General features: G+C 34.4%; 18 protein-coding genes, 1 tRNA gene, 1 other RNA gene and 1 pseudogene. 17 read left to right on the top strand and 4 right to left on the bottom strand.

The window, feature by feature from the left end; all coding sequences use genetic code 11:
• Nucleotides 1–226 precede the first annotated feature (226 nt).
• The 7 genes and pseudogenes from QJV49_RS03315 to QJV49_RS03290 all read left to right on the top strand — a co-directional run bounded on the left by QJV49_RS03315 (nt 227) and on the right by QJV49_RS03290 (nt 7,788).
• The gene (locus QJV49_RS03315) at nt 227–2,932 is read left to right on the top strand and encodes a YhgE/Pip domain-containing protein (protein ID WP_225512013.1); all 2,706 of its coding nucleotides are present in this window, start codon (nt 227–229) and stop codon (nt 2,930–2,932) included.
• A 97-nt stretch (nt 2,933–3,029) separates the two neighbouring features.
• A complete protein-coding gene (locus QJV49_RS03310) occupies nt 3,030–3,770 on the top strand; it encodes a demethylmenaquinone methyltransferase (protein WP_225512112.1) in 741 nt (246 codons plus the stop codon).
• A 36-nt stretch (nt 3,771–3,806) separates the two neighbouring features.
• Nucleotides 3,807–4,640 (top strand): Rgg/GadR/MutR family transcriptional regulator, encoded by an 834-nt coding sequence (locus QJV49_RS03305; RefSeq protein ID WP_225512014.1) that lies wholly within the window; start codon nt 3,807–3,809, stop codon nt 4,638–4,640.
• 318 nt (nt 4,641–4,958) lie between these two features.
• The gene (locus tag QJV49_RS03300) at nt 4,959–5,204 is read left to right on the top strand and encodes a lactococcin family bacteriocin (RefSeq protein WP_225512015.1); all 246 of its coding nucleotides are present in this window, start codon (nt 4,959–4,961) and stop codon (nt 5,202–5,204) included.
• On the top strand, nt 5,171–5,479 hold the full coding sequence (locus QJV49_RS03295) for a bacteriocin immunity protein (protein WP_225512016.1): 309 nt from the start codon (nt 5,171–5,173) through the stop codon (nt 5,477–5,479). The genes QJV49_RS03300 and QJV49_RS03295 overlap by 34 nt, the downstream gene beginning before the upstream one ends.
• Nucleotides 5,480–5,849: 370 nt before the next feature.
• Nucleotides 5,850–6,081, top strand: a pseudogene (locus QJV49_RS13200) (hypothetical protein).
• A 168-nt stretch (nt 6,082–6,249) separates the two neighbouring features.
• A complete protein-coding gene (locus tag QJV49_RS03290) occupies nt 6,250–7,788 on the top strand; it encodes a ClC family H(+)/Cl(-) exchange transporter (RefSeq protein WP_029344212.1) in 1,539 nt (512 codons plus the stop codon).
• A gap of 23 nt (nt 7,789–7,811) precedes the next feature.
• Here the strand turns inward: QJV49_RS03290 and menA are convergent, their stop codons facing one another.
• Nucleotides 7,812–8,771: a 1,4-dihydroxy-2-naphthoate polyprenyltransferase gene (gene menA / locus QJV49_RS03285; protein WP_225512017.1), complete on the bottom strand. Its 960-nt coding sequence runs from the start codon at nt 8,769–8,771 to the stop codon at nt 7,812–7,814.
• Between the two features lie 657 nt (nt 8,772–9,428).
• On the opposite strand from menA, the gene QJV49_RS03280 reads away from it, so the two are divergent.
• A complete protein-coding gene (locus QJV49_RS03280) occupies nt 9,429–10,028 on the top strand; it encodes a transglycosylase (RefSeq protein WP_003130347.1) in 600 nt (199 codons plus the stop codon).
• Between the two features lie 134 nt (nt 10,029–10,162).
• On the opposite strand, the gene QJV49_RS03275 is transcribed toward QJV49_RS03280, so the two are convergent.
• Together QJV49_RS03275 and QJV49_RS03270 are read right to left on the bottom strand one after the other, a co-directional pair.
• A tRNA-Arg gene (locus QJV49_RS03275) sits at nt 10,163–10,235 on the bottom strand.
• A gap of 58 nt (nt 10,236–10,293) precedes the next feature.
• Complete coding sequence (locus QJV49_RS03270) at nt 10,294–11,274, bottom strand: Gfo/Idh/MocA family protein (protein WP_225512018.1); 981 nt, start codon at nt 11,272–11,274, stop codon at nt 10,294–10,296.
• Nucleotides 11,275–11,570: 296 nt separating this feature from the next.
• Between QJV49_RS03270 and udk the strand changes: the two genes are divergently transcribed.
• From udk to QJV49_RS03255, 3 genes are all read left to right on the top strand, one after another.
• Nucleotides 11,571–12,191 (top strand): uridine kinase, encoded by a 621-nt coding sequence (gene udk, locus QJV49_RS03265; RefSeq protein WP_010906081.1) that lies wholly within the window; start codon nt 11,571–11,573, stop codon nt 12,189–12,191.
• Between the two features lie 215 nt (nt 12,192–12,406).
• Nucleotides 12,407–13,387, top strand: coding sequence for a phosphate acetyltransferase (pta, locus tag QJV49_RS03260; RefSeq protein WP_225512019.1), 981 nt, complete (start codon nt 12,407–12,409; stop codon nt 13,385–13,387).
• Between the two features lie 134 nt (nt 13,388–13,521).
• Entirely contained in the window at nt 13,522–13,914 is a 393-nt protein-coding gene (locus QJV49_RS03255) for a hypothetical protein (protein ID WP_225512020.1), read from the top strand.
• A 45-nt stretch (nt 13,915–13,959) separates the two neighbouring features.
• Here the strand turns inward: QJV49_RS03255 and QJV49_RS03250 are convergent, their stop codons facing one another.
• Nucleotides 13,960–14,745 carry a Cof-type HAD-IIB family hydrolase gene (locus QJV49_RS03250; protein ID WP_225512021.1) on the bottom strand — a complete coding sequence of 262 codons (786 nt, stop codon included), beginning with the start codon at nt 14,743–14,745 and terminating at the stop codon, nt 13,960–13,962.
• A gap of 161 nt (nt 14,746–14,906) precedes the next feature.
• On the opposite strand from QJV49_RS03250, the gene QJV49_RS03245 reads away from it, so the two are divergent.
• From QJV49_RS03245 to QJV49_RS03220, 6 genes are all read left to right on the top strand, one after another.
• Nucleotides 14,907–17,198: a DNA translocase FtsK gene (locus QJV49_RS03245; RefSeq protein ID WP_281449159.1), complete on the top strand. Its 2,292-nt coding sequence runs from the start codon at nt 14,907–14,909 to the stop codon at nt 17,196–17,198.
• Nucleotides 17,195–17,770, top strand: coding sequence for a hypothetical protein (locus QJV49_RS03240; RefSeq protein WP_225512023.1), 576 nt, complete (start codon nt 17,195–17,197; stop codon nt 17,768–17,770). Before QJV49_RS03245 ends, QJV49_RS03240 begins: the two co-directional genes overlap by 4 nt.
• A 6-nt stretch (nt 17,771–17,776) precedes the next feature.
• Nucleotides 17,777–18,781, top strand: coding sequence for a DNA polymerase III subunit delta (gene holA, locus QJV49_RS03235; protein ID WP_225512024.1), 1,005 nt, complete (start codon nt 17,777–17,779; stop codon nt 18,779–18,781).
• Between the two features lie 53 nt (nt 18,782–18,834).
• Complete coding sequence (gene gpsB / locus QJV49_RS03230; protein WP_225512025.1) at nt 18,835–19,221, top strand: cell division regulator GpsB; 387 nt, start codon at nt 18,835–18,837, stop codon at nt 19,219–19,221.
• A 134-nt stretch (nt 19,222–19,355) separates the two neighbouring features.
• An RNA gene (rnpB, locus tag QJV49_RS03225) (RNase P RNA component class B) lies at nt 19,356–19,738 on the top strand.
• A gap of 115 nt (nt 19,739–19,853) precedes the next feature.
• Nucleotides 19,854–21,008, top strand: a complete 1,155-nt coding sequence (locus QJV49_RS03220) for a class I SAM-dependent RNA methyltransferase (protein WP_225512026.1) — start codon at nt 19,854–19,856, stop codon at nt 21,006–21,008.
• Nucleotides 21,009–21,035: the final 27 nt, after the last annotated feature.

Genomic DNA, 21,035 nt, shown 5'->3' with positions numbered 1-21,035 from the left:
AAATAAAACATTTCTTTGATTTAATATTTTTATCTAGCAAGAAAAATTTACAATAGTTAAGCAAGTGTCCATTAAAAGGAAACAGTGCTAGAACTTTTTTATGAAATATGATAAAATCGTGTATTGCGTAATTTTTAAATCCGCAGTCATGAAGTATGAAAAAGCCTCGATGATATTTAAGAAATTTAAAAAGTTACAAGTGAGATAAGAATGATGAGGATAAGAAGTGAAAAGTATTAAAAATACATGGAAGTTGTTTGCCCTAGACTGGAAGCGAATATTTAAAAATCCTGTGGCGACCTTTTTAATTGTTGCCCTAATGATAATTCCCTCTTTATATGCTTGGTTTAATATTAAAGCCTTGTGGGATCCCTATGCCAATACTTCGCAACTGCCAATTGCGGTCTATAGTGCAGATAAATCGGCAAGTTTTCAAGATAAAACCATCAATATTGGTGATGAAGTACTGAAAAATTTAAAGAAAAATCACCAATTAGGCTGGAAATTTGTTGATTCCAAAGCAGATTTAGATAAAGGTGTGAAATCTGGAAAATACTATGCTGGAATCTATTTACCAAAGGATTTTTCAAAAGACCTCTTAAGTTTCACCACCGGTGATATCAAAAAACCACAAATTGTTTATTCAATCAATGAAAAAATAAATGCCATTGCTCCCAAAATAACGTCAAAAGGAGCCTCTTCTCTACAATCGCAAATTTCTGAAGAGTTTATCAAAACGGCAAGTAGTACCCTTTTAAAAACCTTCAATACAATTGGTTACGATATTGATAAAAATATGGTAAGTATTCAGAAGGTTAAATCAGCGATTTTATCAACTAATGATAATTTAGGAACCATTGATAAATATACTCAACAAGTTGTTGATCTTCATGGAAAAATGCCAGAAATTAAAGAAAAACTGGCAAAAGCTAATGAATTTATCACTTATTTACCAGAAGTAGATGCTTTAGGTCAAAAAGTCATTAAATTAAATGATAAGATGCCAGAAATTGATAAAAGTTTTTCACTCGTTTTGACTCTTCAAGAGAAAATACCTGAGATTCAAAATGCTGGGAAACAAATCTCGATGATTGATGATGACTTTGCGTCAGTAGAAAGTACCATGACTCAAGGCATTCAAGAAGCCAAACAAGGTTTACAAATTATCAATCAAGTCCAAAAATCAATGCCAGACATTAAAAAATTGGGACAAGATGCTGATAGTTTGGGGACTATAACCTTGGATGCGGCTAATAAATTACAAACAGCACTGCCAGCAATTACAAGTAGTTCTAAGGTTGCATTAGAATCTATTAAAGATTTTTCTAATGATACTTCGACAATTATCAAGACAATAAAGGATGCAATAAATCGAGATCAAATAAGCCCCGCAGAAAAAAATCAAATTAATGTCTTAATTACTAATTTTGTCACTAAAATTGCTCAACAAAGAGCTTCAATTGAAACAACAATTGACTATCTCAAGAAAATCGAAGCAAGTAATGGGAGTCATGATTTAGATTCAGCTATTAAAAACTTAAGCGCATTAGATTCGTTATTGGGAGACCTCAGTAATAGAATGAATCATCTTAATGATCTCGTTCAAAATGCTAGTGTATCTGAAGTAGAAGATTATTTAGACAAACTAGATGGTGTTGTCACTGATATTTCTAATTTAGCAGACCAAATCAATGTAGACGAAATTAATTCAACTATAAGCAAAGCTCTAACAACATTGATTAATACCATAACAAATGCTAAAGGTTTACTAAATCAAGCCCAACAAATCGACTTTGATGCCTTACTAAATTCAACAAGTCAAACAGTTTCTAATGCTATTACTATCTTAGAAAAATATCAAGGCGAAATGCCAGCCATTAAACAAGAAATTCATGATGCGAATGTGATGTTAAATGGCAATATGACAACGATTGTTAATGCAATCAATGAGGGAGCTAATCTCTATAAAAATGAGTTTCCTACTCTTAAAACTAAATTAGGGACTGCTTCTGATTTCTTTAAAAATGATTATGCTGGTGTTCGTAAGGATTTGACAGATACCTTAACAATGGCAAATGAGAAAATGCCTGATGTTGAGTCTGCTTTGAATCAAGCCAACGATTTAATTCAAAATGATTGGCCTGAAATCAAATCAGGAATTCAAAAAGCAGCCGCAGCTATTCAAAAGGGTGAAAAAGAAGTTGACTTAGGTGAAATCGTCAAACTCCTAAAATTAGATGCGACCAAAGAAAGTGACTTTCTGACACAACCGGTTGAAGTCCAAGAAAATCAAATCTATCCGATTGCCAACAATGGTTCAGCAAGTACACCTTTCTATACCGCGCTTTGTTTATGGGTTGGTGCAGTCTTACTTTCAAGTTTGGCAACAACTGATGTTCACTTATCAGATAAAGATAAAAAACGTTATTCTAAACGTGAACAATTCTTTGCTCGGATGGGAAGCTTCGTAGCCATTGGACTTGCTCAAGCCTTGATTGTAACGCTTGGAAATTATTTTGGTTTAGGAGTAGATGTAAGAGATCCATTCTACAGTGTTCTCTTTGCCTTACTAATATCCATAGCCTTTATGATAATGGTTTATGTTCTGGTCGCCCTGTTTGGCAATGTAGGTAAAGGAATAGCGATTATCATTCTGGTTCTTTCCATTTCTGGTGGTGGTGGGAACTATCCAATCCAAGTTTCTGGAAAATTCTTCCAAGCCATTAATCCTTATTTACCATTTACCCACGCTGTCAACCTTTTACGAGAATCAGCGGGAGGAATTTACTGGCCAAACGCTTGGTTTGCGATAATTATCCTTGTGGCAGTATCAATTGTGTTTGTTGCAATAGGTGCCTTCCTCTTCCCACACTTTGAAGATAAAACGAAGAAAATTTCCGAAATTGGAAGCAAGAGTCATTTCTTCCACTAATGTTAAGAAAACTACTGACAGACTGTTCAGTAGTTTTTCTATTATTTATAATCATAATGAGCAAATAGTAAGGGAGAACTTGTGCTATAATATGTCTATGACAAAAGTAAACGAAGAACGTGTACAAGAAATTTTTAATAGTATTTCATCAGATTATGATAAAATGAACGCCATTATCAGTTTTAAACAACATGATTTATGGCGTGCTAAAACAATGAAAAGAATGGGAGATCTAACAGGTCTGACAATTCTTGATTTGTGTTGTGGAACTGGAGACTGGACTTTTGATTTATCTGAAAGTGTCGGCCCTTCTGGTAAAGTAATTGGTCTTGATTTTTCAGAAAATATGCTCGAAATTGCAAAAGCAAAACTTGAGCAAGAAGCAAGGAAAAATATTGAATTTCTTCAAGGGAATGCGATGGCTTTACCTTTTGAAAATGAAAGTTTTGATGTAGTTACGATTGGTTATGGTCTAAGAAACACGCCTGACTATCTTACTGTATTAAAAGAAATTTTTCGTGTCTTAAAACCAGGGGGCAGAGTAGTTTGTATCGAAACTTCACATCCAACTTTGCCGATTTATAAACAAGCTTTTGAACTTTATTTTAAAAATGTCATGCCCTTTTTTGGTAAAGTTTTTGCCAAATCTTTAAAAGAATATCAATGGCTTCAAAAATCAGCAGAAGATTTTCCAGATGCCAAGACGCTTGAAGAACTTTTTAGAAAAGCTGGCTTTGTTGCCGTAGAGTATCAAAAACATGGTGGTGGAGCAATCGCAAGTCATTTTGCTACTAAGTCTAAAAAACCTAAATCAAATATTCGTATTGGTAAAAAGTAATCGGACAATAAAAAATAAAAATTTCGAGGAAAAAATATGCCTTATAAACGTTATGGGGAAATTTTTAAAAAACTACGAGAACAAAAGAATTTTTCGCTTTCTCATTTTTCAGAAATAGGTATTTCAAAAGCGAGTTTATCAAGATTTGAATTAGGTCAAACCATGATAAGCTTTGAACGCTTGGATAGTGCGCTGCAAGAGATGAATGTGACTTTAGCTGAGTATGAACATTTTATCAACAATTTTTCAATGGATTATAAAGAAGAATTTTTAGAAGATATAATTCTTGCGGATATTGCAGATGACCTTGATAAACTTCACAATCTCTATCTAGAAGCTATGGAATATGATTCAAAAATGCTAGCTTATTGTGCTAAAAGTCGTTATGAAATACTGACACAAATGGAAGCTGATGATGTGGTTGAATATCTCTATGATGTTGGAGAATGGGGTTATTTTGAACTTTCGATTTTTTATCTGACTTTGGATAGTTTCAGTGAACGAGAAATTATGTATTTGATGAAAGAACTCTGGGAGAAGAGTAAACACTTATATGGTGTTTTTAAATATCGCAGAATAGTTCTTCAATCTTCGTATCGAGCGGTCGTTTTGCTTTCCTCAAAAGGAGCTCGTGACTCAGCTAGAAGTATCTTGCAAGAAAGTTATCCTAAAGATGATTTCTACGACCTCTATGTTGAAAATCTAAGAAATCTGGCACATGGCTTTTATAGCTATTGTTTCAAAGACAAGGTAAGTGGTGAAAAGCAAATCAAAAATGCTATTGAAATTTTTCGACAAGTTGGGTATGAAGATTTAGCAGATTATTATCAAAAGCGGTATCAAAAGCTTTTAGGAAAATTATTAACATAAAAAAATCTCCAGATTACTTCGTTGCATTTCTGCAATGATTTAAAAAGGAGTTTTTTTCTGCTAAAATGAAGTTAAAGATAAAAGAAAGCGCGCTCGAAAAATTAATAGAAAGGAGAAATATATTAAAAAAATTAATAAAACGAACAAATATTTACAAAAATATAATATAAAGAAGGGAATTCTTATGAAAGCAAAACAAATTTATGTAAGCCTAATAGCTTTAGCATTTTTTTCAGATTTTACTCAATATCAGTATCTGCTGACTCCATTGTTTCGAATTCTCAAGATGTAATAACTCCTTTAAGAATACTACCACGAATGAATGTGGAATTTGAAGGTGGTAGTTCAGATAGTGGATATTGGACCAATACTTCTAATCTAACATTTATTCAAAATACTGCTTCTGGAGTACTTTATTATGATCAAGTAAATCATAAGTATGTTTTTGCTCAAACGAGAGGTCCAATGGGAGCCGCAATTTACGTATTTAATGCTCAAGGAGTAAACTGGCAGAAGGGAGAAAATATAACATGTTTAAAAAAGAAAATAAAGAAAAAATCCTAAAACGAATTGATGAACTTCTGAAAAGTAAGTCAGAACTCAAATCATCTGAGGAAGAAATATTATTGGATTATCGCGAACGAATTGACAAAAGTAAAAACCTTGAATTTGAATTAGTTCATTTCAGAAATGCTTTACTTCCCTTAGTTATTAGTTCTCAACTTTCTCAAGAAGTCTTGAGTTTTTATAAGGAACTTCGAGCTGAAAGAAAAGTAGCTTGGGGGGAAGGAAGTTCTTTGTTGACAGGAATTTCTCAATTTCCACAAAAAAGAAAGTGATGCAAATTATTAGAGCAAAACTCAGATAAATAATTTTATTTCGTCTGTATAATCTGATTATTTTAGAAAAGAGGTATTAAAATGTTACTTAGTATCGCTATACTATTGATAATCTGGGGCGTTATTTAATAGGAAAAAATATAAAGATTCTTTTTTAATCAGCTATGGCCGAAGCAAAAGAGGATTGATTATCATTGTTTCGTCGTTATTACTGCTTAGTTTCTTTGTTTTCGTAAAAAATGATAGTTTGTTCCCAGTAGTTTTATTCTCTATTTTTTTAATTGGCTTAGGTATCTATTATTTAATACACGATAGTAAACGAGATTCTGAGGGGAAAAAAGAGAATTAAACTTAACAAGGAGGTAGAGTGATGTTTTTAGTTTTATGTTCGGTGATGATTTTCATTGGATTTCTTTTACAAATCTATGTTTGGCCACGAATTCCAAAATCAATTTTTAAGTATAGAGGTTTAGTCTTATCTCTCTCTCATTATTCTTATTTTTGTTGTAAGAATACCACTAGAAATTACTGCATTGACACTTCCATTTTATTTGATGATGTTTTTCGGGCTCTTTCTTTTTTGGAAAGATAGAAAACTTTAAGTAAATCTGTAGTTAAAAAATTAAAGGTACTCGATTGAGTGCCTTTTTGAGTAAATTTATACAGGTGATGTGTATATTATTAAAAGTACAAAACATAAGAAATCTATTTTATGGTATAATAATCTTGCTTAAAAATTTATTAAAATAAGCGTTAGTAGGGAAGTAGTAATGAAATTAAAAGATATAGAGAAATCAACAAATAAAAATCTTTATCTGCTTTTTCTAAGTGTACTCGTGGGCTTGACTGCGGGTTTTTTGGCCAGTCTTTATCGGTTGGCACTGGAAAAAGCTGAAACTTGGGGCTTGAGTATTTATCGCTTTGTTAGCTCACACCTTATTTTTATTCCCCTCCTTATTTTGGGTTTGGCTTTCTTAGCTTTTGTGGTTACTTTCTTTATGAAGAAATATCCGATGAGTTCAGGTTCTGGGATACCACAAGTTAAAGGACAATTACAGGGTTATTTTAAAAATAATTGGTTCACGACGGCTTTTGCTAAATTTATCGCTGGGACTTTAGCAATGTTTGCAGGTCTATCACTGGGGCGTGAGGGTCCCTCAGTTCAACTTGGGGCTTCAATGGGTCAGATGGTTTCTAGCCGGTTGGCTGAAACTGAACGTCATAAAAGAATTCTAATTGCTTCTGGAGCATCTGCTGGCTTATCTGCTGCTTTCAATGCACCTTTGTCAGGTGTCATGTTTACTTTGGAAGAAGTATTTAAATACTTTTCTCCATTGATTTTATTAACTTGTATGACCTCAGCAATGGTTGCTGATATGGTTGCACGAATAATGTTTGGGAGTGGTCCAGTTTTTCATTTCCAAATTGTTGGTTCAATTGAACTCTCAAATTATTGGCTACTTATTATTTTAGGAATTATTTTAGGATTTTTCGGTGCTTTTTATAACTGGACACTCCTCACAAGTCAAAATTTGATGAAGAAAATAAAGAGTCCATTTCTTCGTGTTTTACTTACTTTTTTAGTGGTTGGGGCAACTGGTTTATTGTTTCCTAATATAATTGGGAGTGGCCATCGTTTAATGGATTCCTTTAGTTTAGGAATGGGATTAGCCTTTCTATGTTTGATTCTCATTGGGAAATATCTGATTTCAATGGTATCTTATGCTTCGGGTGTGCCAGGAGGAATTTTCTTTCCTTTGTTAGTTTTGGGTGCTAGTCTTGGAGCTGTTTTTGCGACAATTGTCATTTCACTTTTTCATCTTCCAAGCCATTTGTTTGCCAATCTAGTAATTTTAGCGATGGCTGGAACCTTTACAGCAATTGTTCGAGCACCGATGACTGGAATACTTCTTTTGGTGGAAATGACTGGTTCATTTGATCATTTACTTCCTTTGGCTCTTGTCTCTTTAATTGCTTATGTCGTTGCTGATTTATTACAATCTGAGCCAATTTATGATTCTTTATTAGAGAACATGTTGAAAGAAAAAGAAATTGATGTTGATGATTCGGATAAGCAGATGATGTTTGAAACAATTGTTCAATTTGATTCAGTTGCGGATCGTAAGAAGTTGTCAGAGATACATTTACCAGAAGGATGTTTGCTTGTTTCGGTTCATCGTTCAGGTAAGGATATTATTCCACACGGGAATACTGAATTACAAGCAGGAGATTATTTGACATTTTTGATTAGACGAGAAGATGAAGTGATTGCTAGAGAACAGCTTCGTCAGGTTTTAAATGAAAAATAAAAAAGTGATATTCTATCACTTTTTTATTTGATTAAATATTGCCAAATGATTGATAAAAAAAGACTCACAGCATAAGCGCTGTTAAATAGAACCATATTTCTCAGTGAATAAACAAAGCTGCGAGGACTTGGGACTTGACTAGCATGAGATTTTAGATTCTTTCTGATAATCGGAAAAGTGAGTAAACTAAGTAAAGTTGGCCATTCAAAAATTCTAAAAATAAATCCAATAATAATAGCCAAATAGGAAGAATACATTAAAAGTTGAAAAAGTTTGATTCCGTTTGGACGACCAATGTAATAAACTAATGTGTAGCGATGATTTTTAATATCGCTATCTAAATCACGTAAATTATTGGCCAGCATGATGTTTGCAATGGTAAAAATGAGTGGTAAACTTGCAATAATCATGGCGATGGCTGCAAAAATACTACCAGTAAAGCTAAAAGAGCCGTTTGTGAAATCGAGATTTAGATTAAAAATAGGTGATTGAGCACTGTTGATCAAGATGACCATTGCAAAAATTCCAAAGCCCATTGTCCCACCAGAAAAAATTTCTCCCAAGGGCATACGTGAAAGTGGAATAGGACCATAAGTATAAAAAACGCCAATAAAGAAGACGATTCCACCAAGAATAAAGAAAAGCCAGCCAACAAAATAAGCGAGGAGAAATCCTAAAAAAAGGCTCAAAATAAGCATAAACAAGATAATTGAAGCTACCAATCGGGTGGAAAGATTGGCTTGACCAATGATATTTTCTTGCTTTTTATAATCTTCATCTTTGGCTTTTTTGAAATCTTGATAATTGTTAATAGCAGTTACGGTCATATCAAAAAGGAGCATAGCTATTAAAAATAAGAGAGAAAGACCAATATTTATCATTTTAAAATAGCTTAAACTAAAAAGCAAACCAATAATGTAAGGGAAAATACTGGCGATTTTAGTTTTAATTTCGACGAGTTCTAAAAAATTTTTGAGGGACATAACTACTCCTGAAAATATAATTTGAATAAAAACAGCCGTTATTTTACGGCTTTTACTTATTTATTTTTTGAGAAAATAATTCTCTATTTTTTAATCATATTAAAAAAGTTTAAGTAAAAACGTTAACAAATGTTACTCATTTTACTGAAGTGCTTTCATTTCTATTGTAATTATAACTGATTATAGGTTAAGAATCAACATAGACTTGAAGATTATATTTAGTAATCTTTGTTAAGATAAATATAAAATATGCTAATTTTAATTGATTTGGGAACGGTTTAAGCCTCCAATAGGTCGTACTAAAGATACTACAATATGAGAATAAGATTTGAAGGAAAAGGCTTTATAATCAGTTTTGTGAGGGATTCTTAGCATTTATTTTAAGGTTCGGTTAAGTAATGGATAATATAATCATTTCTCATGAGTGGTGGAGAAAATTTACCACTGATGTTAAATCGTTTTTTAACTCACAATAAGTTGTGAGAAATGAATTTTTAAACGTCCATAGCGTGCAATGACGTTAAACTGCTTACGGTAATCCTACACAAGCGTTCGGACTTTATGATGTGTATGGGAAGTAACCATGTTAATAGAAGATAGACTGGATTCAGTTTGAATCCTATGGAATGTTCTTAGTGGCGAAATCGAAAGGTCTAAATGAAATTAAGTAAAGTTGCTATTTCAACGGGATTAGTTGCATCATTCATGTTTATTGGGGGCGGAATCGCTCATGCGGATACACCTAAATCAACTCATGAAGTTGCTATAGAAGTAATTAACGGAAACTACGGAAATGGAGATACTCGTGTCACTAACCTTCAAAGTAAAGGTTTTGATGTGAAAGCAATCCAAACAGAAGTTAATAACATTCTGACAGGAACAACAACTCAAGTTTCTGCAACAACTAAAACTGCTGAAGAACAACCTACTAAAGTTACATCAGTTGCACCAACTCAAGCAACACAAAGTGTTTCTGGTGGGCTTAATATGAGCCAAACTTCTGGACAAGTTGACATCCAAGCTCTTGCTAATTATATGGCATCGAATACAGCTAATGCAGCGGGCTATTCTGCTAGCGAATGGGCTTATATCATTACTCACGAATCAAATGGTGGGATTGATAGTGTGAATTCAAGTTCAGGTGCTTATGGTGCTTTCCAATTGCTAGGTCATGGCGAATATGCTGGAATGACTTTGGCAGAACAAATTGCGATGGCAAGTAAACTTCCTGCTGGTAGCTGGGTTGTTTATAACTAAGCATTGATTAAAACTCGTCTTAAAAATCTTTGATAATAAATCAAACTTAGTGGCTCATAGCAATCAACTCTCAAGTTCGTTTGGGATTGATTGAGTATAAAAAAGAACACCGAATTCGGTGTTCTTTTATTGTATGGCCCCTGCCAGAATCGAACTGGCAATCACTGCTTAGGAGGCAGTAGTTATATCCAATTTAACTAAGAGACCAGAGATAAATTACTGACAGACTTACAAAATAATTTCTGTCAGTAATTTTTAATGAGCTTTATTTATTGTCAGCATCAAAAATGATGCCAGCACTTTGACGCATTTGGTATGAAGTTTCTGAAACTTCTTGGGCAAATTGATGTAAGTCATGACTTGCAGCAAAATCATTATTTTCTAAGATTTGGGCAAAGTCAACAGCTTCATCATATAGAGAGTGTTTTGGAGCTTCAATGTCGATTATAGTTTCTGAACCATCCATAGTAATGAATTTGGCAGAAGTAATCGCATTAACACCATCCAAAATTAAGGTTCCATCTGTGGTATAGATTTCACTAGGAAGATATGAATTCACATTTCCTGCGCATTTAATCGAAACTTTGTAATCTTGATAGTCAAGAATTCCAACACCCGCTAAATCAACGCCTGACGGAAGTAAGACTGCATCATAAGTTGCTTTTTGTGGTTTGCCAAACCAAAAGATTGCAGCGTACAAAAGATATACGCCAAGATCGGCTAAAAGTCCACCAGAGAATTTTGCATTAAATTTATTAGGGATTTCACCGTTTAAAAGAGCAGGCATTTTTGATGAATATTTTGAATAAGTAAAATCTGCCCCTTTGACTGTTTTGTCAGCAATAAAATCTTTAATAATTGAAAATGAATGTTCATGAATATTTCTGGCTGCTTCAAAGAAGAAAACCTCATTTTCTTTAGCAAGCTTAATAATTTCTGTCAGTTCCTTAGGATTTGAAAAAGCAGGCTTTTCAACAATGACATTATGCCCTGCTAAAATTGCGACTTTAGCTTGCTCAAAGTGGAGGGCATTTGGACTAGCAATATAGATAATATCAAGTGAAGATTCACAAAAATCATCAAGATTATCGAATTTTTGGATGTCTTTAAAATCGGCAGAAAACTGAGCAGCAGATTCTAGTCGACGTGAATAGACAGCAGAAAACTGAAATTTTTCAGTCATATGGGCAGCATCAATAAATGAGCGAGCAATCCAGCTCGTACCAATTACTCCAAGTTTTAGCATCAAATTCTCCTTTATAGGTGGATGAAATCATTCGTTAGAAGATTCTAAATTCCTGTTAAAAGCTTGTTCTATTATATCAAATTTTTTCTTAAAGGTCATTGCTCTACAATTAAATTTTCAGTGAATAAATTATAAAAATAAGAATTCCAAAGATTCCATGTCACTTATTAAGGGCTTTTGTCAGTAAAATTAAGAGTTTTTGATGTGAACGCTTAAAAAGTAAAAAATTGTCAGTTGATGACCAAAAGCCGAAAAATTGTGGTAGAATATATAGAAGAAAATTTGGAGAATTAATTTTGAAGAAAACGTTGATTATTGGTGTCACTGGTGGGTCAGCAAGTGGAAAGACAAGTGTTTCACATGCTATTTTAGAAACTTTTTCAAATGAACGAATTGCAATGATTGAACATGATAGTTACTATAAAGATCAATCGCATTTAACTTTTGAAGAACGGACAAAAACGAACTACGACCATCCATTAGCCTTTGATACAGATTATTTAATTGCTCAATTAAAAGAGCTTCAATATGGACGAGCAGTTGATATTCCAATTTATGATTATGCAAAACATACGCGTTCACAAGAAACTTATCGTCAAGAACCTGTTGATGTTTTAATCGTGGAGGGAATTTTGGTTTTAGAAGATGAACGTTTGCGTGATTTAATGGATATCAAAATATTTGTTGATACAGATGACGATGTGCGGATTATCCGTCGAATTCGCAGAGATATTGAAGAAAGAGGAAGAACTCTCGATTCAGTGATTACACAGTATTTAGATGCCGTTAAACCAATGTATCATCAATTTATTGAACCAACGAAAAGATATGCAGATGTGATCATTCCTGAAGGTGTATCAAATACTGTTGGGGTGGATATTATTACAACGAAAATCGCTAGCATTTTAAATGACTAAAAAAGCTGTTTACGACAGTTTTTTTGTTTTTAGCTAGTGAATCTCGTGAAAAATTGGAAAAATAAAAAGGCTAATTGTCCTTAAATAGCAATAATGGTAATGCTTACTTTTTTTGTGAAAGTATGATATACTTAATTCGTAACAATTGCAGAAAGGAAATCCGCAACTTAAAGCGGTGGGTTATGAGAAATTTGTAACCAAAGGATTTTGTCAAAATGGAACTTTTTGAATCACTGAAACAAAAAATTAGTGGAAAAGGCTTAAAAATTGTCTTTCCTGAAGGAACTGATGCACGTATTTTAGGTGCTGCAAATCGTCTTAACGCTGATGGACTAATTACACCTGTCTTTATTGGAAATGTAAAAGAAGTCACTGAAACATTGATTTCACGTGGAATTAATCCTGAAGGTTTTGAGATTTATGACCCAGAAAATTGTGGACGTTTTGAAACGATGACGGAAACTTTTGTGGAACGTCGTAAAGGTAAAGTTACAGAAGAACAAGCAAAAGAGCTCTTGAAAGACCCAAATTATTTTGGAACGATGCTTGTTTATATGAAAATTGCTGACGGAATGGTTTCTGGCGCAATTCATTCAACTGCTGATACTGTTCGTCCGGCACTTCAAATTATTAAAACCAAACCAGGAGTAAAATCTGTTTCTGGTGCTTTTATCATGGTTCGTGGTCGTGATGACAATGAAAAATATATTTTTGGTGACTGTGCGATTAATATCAATCCAGATGCATCAACTCTTGCTGACATAGCTGTGGCCTCAGCTGAAACTGCTGCACTCTTTGATATTGATCCTAAAGTTGCTATGCTTTCATTCTCAACTAAAGGTTCTGGAAAATCAGAAGATGTTGATAAAGTAGTAGAAGCAACAAAACTTGTTAAAGAAGGTTACCCAGAATTGGAAATTGATGGTGAACTGCAGTTTGATGCTGCTTTTGTCCCAGCTGTTGCTCGTCAAAAAGCCCCAGAATCAAAAGTTGCGGGACGTGCGAATGTCTTTATCTTCCCAGATATTCAGTCAGGGAATATTGGTTATAAAATTGCTCAACGATTGGGTAATTTTGAAGCCATTGGGCCAATTTTGCAAGGTTTGAACGCACCTGTTTCTGATCTCTCTCGTGGAAGTAACGAAGAAGATGTCTATAAACTTGCAATTATCACAGCTGCCCAAGCTTTAAAATAAATAATGATACTCTGTCAGTAAATTCGTAAATCAATAATTACTGACAAGTCTGTCATTAATCCGCCATTTGAGGCGGATTTTTTTGTTGGTCTAAAAATGTTATAATTAAAGAATCAAAAAGGAAATGAGAAAAAATGAGAAAATCAAAAATTTTTGCTCTAGTAGGGTCGATTATTTTTTCAATTTTGGCACTTGTTGGGCTAATTAGTTTTTGGGCCATTATTTATATGCCAGAGAATTCAGAAATTATGACAGAACTTCAAGATTCAGGATTTGATAAGCAATTATTGTCTACCGCAGCAATGATTGCAGCTCTGATTTTAATCGCTTTACTAGCTTTAAATTGGGTGGCTTTTGCAAGATTGACAAAAGAAAAAGGTTGGGGAATTTATTTCTTAGTTGTTGGTATCTTTTATTGTGTAGCCTCTGTTTTTAACGGTGTTGGCTTAATTTTGACCTTACCAGTTGCCCTCTGTTTCATTCTTGCTTATGTCTATCGAAGACGAGAAATGCTTGAAAATAAATAAAAAAATTACTGACAAACTTTCTGTCAGTAATTTTTTGATTATACTTTACATGATGCCCCAATGATTAAAAGCATTGATGATTCCGTGGTTAGTATTTTCTGTAGAGATAAAATCGGCTAACTCTTTTAATTCAGGAACAGCATTTCCCATTGCCGTTCTGTGGTCAGCTGCTTTGAATAAATCTAAGTCATTACGACCATCACCAAAGGCGAAAGTTTGACCAGTGAAATTTAGCACTTCTTTGACATGATTAATTCCTGTCCCTTTGTTAGTTGTACTATTTGTCACATCAATTGAACTTGGAGAGTTCATGAAAAAGTTAAGTTCAGGAACTTGTTCTTTATAATAATCAACTTGACTGAGTTGATTGGTCAAAACCAAAAGCATATTAACTTCTTGAGAGAGATAACGTTTGGCATCTGCCTGAGGCATTGGCATATGAGTGTAAGCATAAGCGGTTTTAGCTAAGTCAGTTAATTCACTCACCCAATAACCTTGACTGTCATAAAAAGAAAGAGCTTCTGAGTGAGGACTTGCTGCCTCAAGTAATTTTTCAACACTACTTGTCGGAATTTCTTCTTTATATATTGTTTCACCATCTAAAACAATATACTGTCCGTTCATGGCAACCGCTCCACTAATCCCAGTTAAACTCATGATTTCATCAAGTTCAAAATGTCCACGGCCAGTAGCAATGAAAGGTAAAACACCATTTTCGCGAATCCGATGAATTCCTTCAATAACTTCTTGGTCAAGTTTACTTTGACTGTTAAGTAACGTTCCGTCTAAATCGAAGAAGGCTAAAGCCTTATAATCATTGATATTTTCCATAATTTTATTGTATCAAATTTATGATATAATTGTAAGTGGAATTATCTATTCTTTTATGAAGAATTTAAATGACTGACAGAACTGTCAGTTTGTGTTAACTATAAAAATAAATAAATATAATTAATATTATTTTACTGACAAACCTGTCAATATTATTAAAAATGAGTGAAAGTAAAAAAATGCCTGCAAAGAAAAAAACAACCAGAAAAAATACTAAAAAAGAACAACAGAAAAAGGCCGCAACACGCAAAATGATTGCTTTTTTTGTTGGGCTTCTTTTAATCTTATTTGCGCTTGCTCGCCTAGGAATTGTCGGAGTCTTACTTTATAACATTGTCCGCTTGTTTGTTGGTTCTCTTGCGATTGTTTTTCTTCTCTTGCTTGCTGGACTAATGATTATTTCCGTCTTTCGTAAGCAAGTTTTAAAAGAAAATAAAAGAATTATTCCAGCCATTATTTTAACTTTTATCGGCCTAATGTTTGTCTTTCAAATTCGACTTCATCAAGGATTTAATGAAACTTTTCATCTTATCTGGTCTGATTTAATGGCTGGCCGTGTCATTCATTTTGTCGGCTCAGGTGTCATTGGAGCATTAATCACCGAGCCTGCTAAAGCCTTGTTTTCAGTCATTGGTGTCTATATTATTGCTGCGGTACTTTGGTTAGTTGCTATTTATCTCATGATTCCAGGACTTTTCCCTAAAATGCGTGAAGATTTACATCAACGTTTAGCGAAATGGAAAGAAAAACATGCCGAAAAAGCAGAAGCTAAAAAAGCAGCGAAAGCACTTGCTGAGCTAGAAGAAAAACAAGCCGTAGCAGAAAGAGAAGAGCTTCCAGAGGCAGCAGAAAATTCATTATTTACCACAGCACCTACTGAAATTCCAATTAATATCCCGGAAGCGCCTTTTGAAGAAAATGAAAATGAAAGTCCAGTTTTAGCAGAAGTTCCTCTTGATGATGAACCTGTCAATTTTTCAAATACTAATAACTACAACGGTAACTATAAATTACCAACCATTGATTTACTGGCAGAAGTTCCTGTCAAAAATCAATCAGGCGAACGTGAGAATGTTCGTAAAAATATTGGTATTTTAGAAGAAACTTTCAAATCTTTTGGAATTGGTGCCAATGTTGAATCGGCAGTCGTCGGTCCATCAATTACAAAATATGAAATCAAATTAGCGACCGGAACTAAAGTTTCACGGGTTGTTAATTTATCAGATGATTTAGCCTTAGCCTTAGCTGCCAAAGATATACGAATTGAAGCGCCAATTCCTGGGAAATCTTTAGTCGGCGTCGAAATTCCTAATGCCGAAGTTGCAATGGTTGGTTTCCGCGAAATGTGGGAGGCTGGCAAAACTAATCCAAGCAAATTGTTAGAAATTCCTCTTGGTAAATCATTAGATGGTGGAATTCGCACATTTGATTTAACAAGAATGCCTCACTTATTGGTTGCAGGTTCAACTGGTTCAGGTAAATCAGTAGCGGTAAATGGTATTATTACTTCAATTTTGATGAAGGCTTTGCCTAGTCAAGTGAAGTTTCTGATGGTTGACCCTAAAATGGTCGAACTTTCTGTTTACAATGATATTCCTCATCTATTGATTCCAGTCGTAACAAATCCACGTAAAGCTTCACGTGCCCTTCAAAAAGTTGTCGACCAAATGGAAGAACGCTATGAACTCTTTAGTCGTTATGGCGTCCGAAACATTGCGGGATATAATGAAAAAGTTCAAAGATATAATGCAGAATCAGATGAAAAAATGATTGAGCTTCCTTTGATTGTGGTCATTGTTGATGAATTGGCCGATTTGATGATGGTTGCCAGTAAAGAAGTGGAAGATGCAATTATTCGTTTGGGACAAAAAGCTCGGGCCGCAGGGATTCATATGATTCTTGCGACGCAGCGTCCATCTGTTGATGTCATTTCTGGACTAATTAAAGCAAATGTTCCGTCAAGAATTGCTTTTGCTGTTTCATCTGGAACAGATTCACGAACAATTTTAGATACTAATGGGGCTGAAAAATTACTAGGTCGTGGGGATATGCTCTTTAAACCTATTGATGAAAATCATCCGATTCGTTTGCAAGGGGCCTTCTTATCCGACGATGATGTCGAATCTGTTGTAACCTTTATTAAAGACCAATCAGAAGCTCAATATGACGAAAGCTTTGACCCGGGTGATGTAGATGAGAGCCAAGTTGGTACGGGAGCTTCAAATGCAGGTTCTGGTGACCCCTTATTTGAAGAAGCACGAAATATGGTTATTATAGCTCAAAAAGCTTCAACGGCTCAATTGCAACGGGCTTTAAAAGTTGGATTTAATCGCGCCTCTGATTTGATGAATGAGTTGGAAGCGCAAGGAATTGTTGGTCCGGCTAAAGGAACGACTCCTCGTAAAGTCCTTGTTAGTCCGGATGGAGAGTTTATTGGAGGGGGAGAAGAGTGAGTGAAGAACTATATTATCGTCACTATTTTCTCCAAATCTATGAAATCTTACGAGAAGATGAGCAAAATAAAGAACTTTCAACCAAGGAAAAAAATGTTTTAGCTGATGCTTTGGTTTTAAATGAACGCAAAGAACCAGTTTTACAAATTTTAGGACAGCTTTATATGCGCTTAGAATTTTGGAATCGGCCTGCTGATGATGAGATTTTAAAAGGCGGCATGAAAGCCCCAGTCAAAGCACTTTATGAAGAATTAAAGACAGATAAAAATATCACTTCTTCACAAAAATTTATTGCAGGAGTTCAAGCTTATCGACCGATTACATGGAATGATGCTTTGTACGGAAATAAAATGACGGACGATGTTGGCTTTATTGGTGGGGGTTATGTCACTTTTGACTCTAATGAAAAATATAAATCAATGGAGGAGAAAATAGCCGTACCGGATAATGAAATTGTTAGAAATGCAAAATCAAGTTTTGCTAAACTCTTTCAAGTTGGTTGTTTAGGTTTTGCTTTGCTCATCCTGCTCCTTGTTCTCTTGGGGCTTGCTTTAAAAATGGTAACGAGGTAGTTAAAAATGACAGTATTTGATGAATTTAACGAAGTCAAAAGAAAAGGACTCCCTCAAATTTTAGTAATTTTTGGTGAGTCAAGGGAACTAGTTGGAGAATTGAAAAATCAACTCTTAACAGAGGTTAATTTCGAGCCAACGGATTTGAGCCAGGCTTATTATGACTTAACTCCTAGTAATAGTGATTTAGCCCTTGAAGATTTGGAATCTCTACCTTTTTTCTCAGATTCTCGGTTGGTAATCCTAGAAAACTTGGTTAATTTAACAACGGCTAAAAAAAGTGTTTTAGATGAAAAGCAGTTGAAGCGCTTTGAAAATTTTTTAGATGATCCGCCAGAAACTACACAACTTGTTTTAATTCTTTATGGAAAATTGGACAGTCGTCTTAAAGTTGTTAAAAAATTAAAAGCTAAAGCAACTTTACTTGAAGCACAAGAATTAAAGAGTCAAGAATTAATTCAATATTTTAGTCGGATAAGTCCGTTACCAAAGGCAGTTTTGAGTTTAATTGCCGCCAAATCAAATGATAATTTTTCAGTAATGAAGCAAAATATTGACCTAGTTCAAACTTATGCACTAGGGCGAGAAGTGACGCTTGATGATGTGGAAAGAGTCGTCCCAAAATCGCTACAAGACAATATCTTTGCCTTAACTGATTTAATTTTTAAAGGGAAAATTGATGAGGCGCGTGGTTTAGTCCATGATTTGACCTTGCAAGGGGAAGATTTAATTAAAATATTAGCTATTTTGACAAATTCTTATCGTTTGTATTTACAAGTCAAACTTTTCCAAAACAAAGGTTGGCAAGAAAATCAACAAGTTGCCTTTTTAAAAATGCACCCTTATCCTGTAAAATTGGCCAATCAATTGGTTAGAAAATTAAATGTTAGATCCCTAAAAAATGGACTTTCTGATTTAATTAAACTTGATTTTGATATAAAAACAAGTGCAGCTGATAAATCCTATCTTTTTGATATCACTTTAATCAGGTTGACCTTGAAAAAAAACTGAAAATCTGTTATCATAAATAATGGACATTTTATAATGATGATGAAGAGGTAAAAATGCCGACATTTAAATTTACGCCTAAAGATATCTATGAAGCAGACTTCTCTACAAAGATGCGTGGTTACGATAAAGAAGAAGTCGATGAACTCCTTGATGACGTTATTGCTGATTATGAAACTTATCAGACTGAAAACTTGCGTCTTCAAGAGGAAAATGAGTTTTTGAAGAAAAAGATTGCTGAATTAGAAATGCAAGTTTCTAAGCCAAATCAAGCAAATCTTGATGATACACAACGCTTTGACCCTAACCAAATTCTTCAAGCGCGTTCAAGTAAACCAAAAGTGGAAATGCGTAATCCAAGTAATTTTGATTTACTCAAACGAATTAATCGTTTAGAACAAGCTGTATTTGGTCCTAATGGCATTGCTAGTGACAACAACTAAGAAAATATAAAATTGAAATGTTTTATGTTCTGCATTAGGTTTAGAAATGAGCCTATTTGCAAACTTCACAAGATGTGAAGGCAAAGATTTTGGTAAATGAACTTTATTGTTCTGCTTAATTTTTGATAAAAACAGTTTTCGGATAATCGCGCGATTTTTTGTAAATCGTGAGGAAAGTCCATGCTCGCGCGTTGCTGAGATGCACGCAGTGATTGTGCTAGGTCAAACAATAAACCTAGGTAGGAGCGTCATGCCTAACGGCTGGCCAAAACGCTAAGTCTTTTGATATGCGTGAGTAGCCTGTAAAAGTGCCATAGAGACGAGTCTTAGAGGAAACGCTAAGAATGGAACGTGGTAAACCCCTCAAGCGAGCAACCCAAACTTATGGTCGGGGCACTTGACTAGCCAAAATGAAGGCGTGGTCGAGGCTGAAATTAAGAATTTTGGCAGACAGATGATTATCGAAGGGGAGATTCACGAATGTGAATTGAACTGGAACAAAACATGGCTTATAGAAAACTGTATGACACAGGCTGGGGCTTTTAGCCTCGGCTTTTTTTGATAAATAATGTTTAATTGAAATAGATAGAATTATCTCTGCTCATATCATGCAGAGAATGGAAAGTTAAAAAATGCAAAAGAAATTCAAGTTATTAGCAACTTCTTCAAGTGGTTTAGAGAGTTTAGTTGCTCGCGAACTTCGTAATCTGGAAATTGAAAATGTTTCAATTGACGACCGTTCACGTGTCTTCTTTGAGGGAAATTTGGCAACAATTGCTAAGGCGAATCTTTGGTTAAGAACGGCTGACCGTGTAAAAATTGTGGTTGGGGAATTTAAAGCTAGAACATTTGATGAATTGTTTGAAAATGTTTATGCTCTTCCCTGGGCAGAGCTTATTCCTTTTGGAAGCCAATTTCCTGTCAGCAAAGCTAAAGCAGTGAAATCAACTTTACATAATGAGCCGTCAATTCAAAGTATCACTAAAAAAGCGATTGTAAAAAAATTACAGACGACTTATCATCGTCCTGAAGGTGTTCCGATTCCTGAAAATGGAGCTAAATTTTCAATTGAGATTGCTTTACACAAAGATATGGCAACTGTATTGATTGATACGACTGGCGATTCTTTATTTAAACGGGGCTATCGTTCAGAAAAAGGAGAAGCTCCTTTGAAAGAAAATATGGCAGCTTCGATTATTTTATTAACCAATTGGTTAGCAAATCCCCGTCGTGCTTTTGTTGACCCTACTTGTGGTTCTGGAACATTTACAATTGAAGCAGCAATGCTGGCTTTAAATATGGCGCCAGGAATGAATCGTCCTTTTGCTTTTACTGCATGGCCTTGGTTTGATAAAGAAATTTTGAAGCAAGAAAAAGCTTTAGCAAAAAAACAAGTTCGTACAGATTTAGAATTGGATATTCAAGGTTTTGACATTGATGGAAAAATGATTGAAATTGCAAAACATAATGCACTTGCGGCAGGCCTTTCAGATGTGATAAAATATAAGCAAATGCGACTTCAAGATTTTAGAACTGATAAGCTTGACGGTGTCTTAGTTTCTAACCCGCCTTATGGGGTGCGTTTGGAAGATGAAGAAGCTGTAGCAGCTCTTTATGGTGAAATGGGTAAAACTTTTGCGCCACTAGAAACTTGGAGTAAATACATTTTGACGAGTGATGTCGCTTTTGAAAAGCATTATGGGGCAAAAGCAACTAAAAAACGCAAACTATATAACGGAACACTTAGAACAGATTTGTATATGTATTTCGGAAAACGTATGAAATAAATTTTACTGACAGAACAAAAGCTATTA

The sequence above is a fragment of the Lactococcus sp. NH2-7C genome (assembly GCF_029953655.1).
In the GTDB taxonomy this organism is placed as follows: domain Bacteria; phylum Bacillota; class Bacilli; order Lactobacillales; family Streptococcaceae; genus Lactococcus; species Lactococcus lactis.
The sequence above is the reverse complement of the archived record's forward strand: the minus strand, read 5'-3'. Positions and strand labels throughout refer to the sequence as shown.

Coding starts and splice junctions, on each gene's coding strand:
- QJV49_RS03310 (WP_225512112.1), top strand. CDS start 3,030: ATGACAAAAGTAAACGAAGAACGTGTACAAGAAATTTTTAATAGTATT.
- QJV49_RS03305 (WP_225512014.1), top strand. CDS start 3,807: ATGCCTTATAAACGTTATGGGGAAATTTTTAAAAAACTACGAGAACAA.
- QJV49_RS03300 (WP_225512015.1), top strand. CDS start 4,959: ATGAATGTGGAATTTGAAGGTGGTAGTTCAGATAGTGGATATTGGACC.
- QJV49_RS03295 (WP_225512016.1), top strand. CDS start 5,171: ATGTTTAAAAAAGAAAATAAAGAAAAAATCCTAAAACGAATTGATGAA.
- QJV49_RS03290 (WP_029344212.1), top strand. CDS start 6,250: ATGAAATTAAAAGATATAGAGAAATCAACAAATAAAAATCTTTATCTG.
- menA (WP_225512017.1), bottom strand. CDS start 8,771: ATGTCCCTCAAAAATTTTTTAGAACTCGTCGAAATTAAAACTAAAATC.
- QJV49_RS03280 (WP_003130347.1), top strand. CDS start 9,429: ATGAAATTAAGTAAAGTTGCTATTTCAACGGGATTAGTTGCATCATTC.
- QJV49_RS03270 (WP_225512018.1), bottom strand. CDS start 11,274: ATGCTAAAACTTGGAGTAATTGGTACGAGCTGGATTGCTCGCTCATTT.
- pta (WP_225512019.1), top strand. CDS start 12,407: ATGGAACTTTTTGAATCACTGAAACAAAAAATTAGTGGAAAAGGCTTA.
- QJV49_RS03255 (WP_225512020.1), top strand. CDS start 13,522: ATGAGAAAATCAAAAATTTTTGCTCTAGTAGGGTCGATTATTTTTTCA.
- QJV49_RS03250 (WP_225512021.1), bottom strand. CDS start 14,745: ATGGAAAATATCAATGATTATAAGGCTTTAGCCTTCTTCGATTTAGAC.
- QJV49_RS03245 (WP_281449159.1), top strand. CDS start 14,907: ATGAGTGAAAGTAAAAAAATGCCTGCAAAGAAAAAAACAACCAGAAAA.
- holA (WP_225512024.1), top strand. CDS start 17,777: ATGACAGTATTTGATGAATTTAACGAAGTCAAAAGAAAAGGACTCCCT.
- gpsB (WP_225512025.1), top strand. CDS start 18,835: ATGCCGACATTTAAATTTACGCCTAAAGATATCTATGAAGCAGACTTC.
- QJV49_RS03220 (WP_225512026.1), top strand. CDS start 19,854: ATGCAAAAGAAATTCAAGTTATTAGCAACTTCTTCAAGTGGTTTAGAG.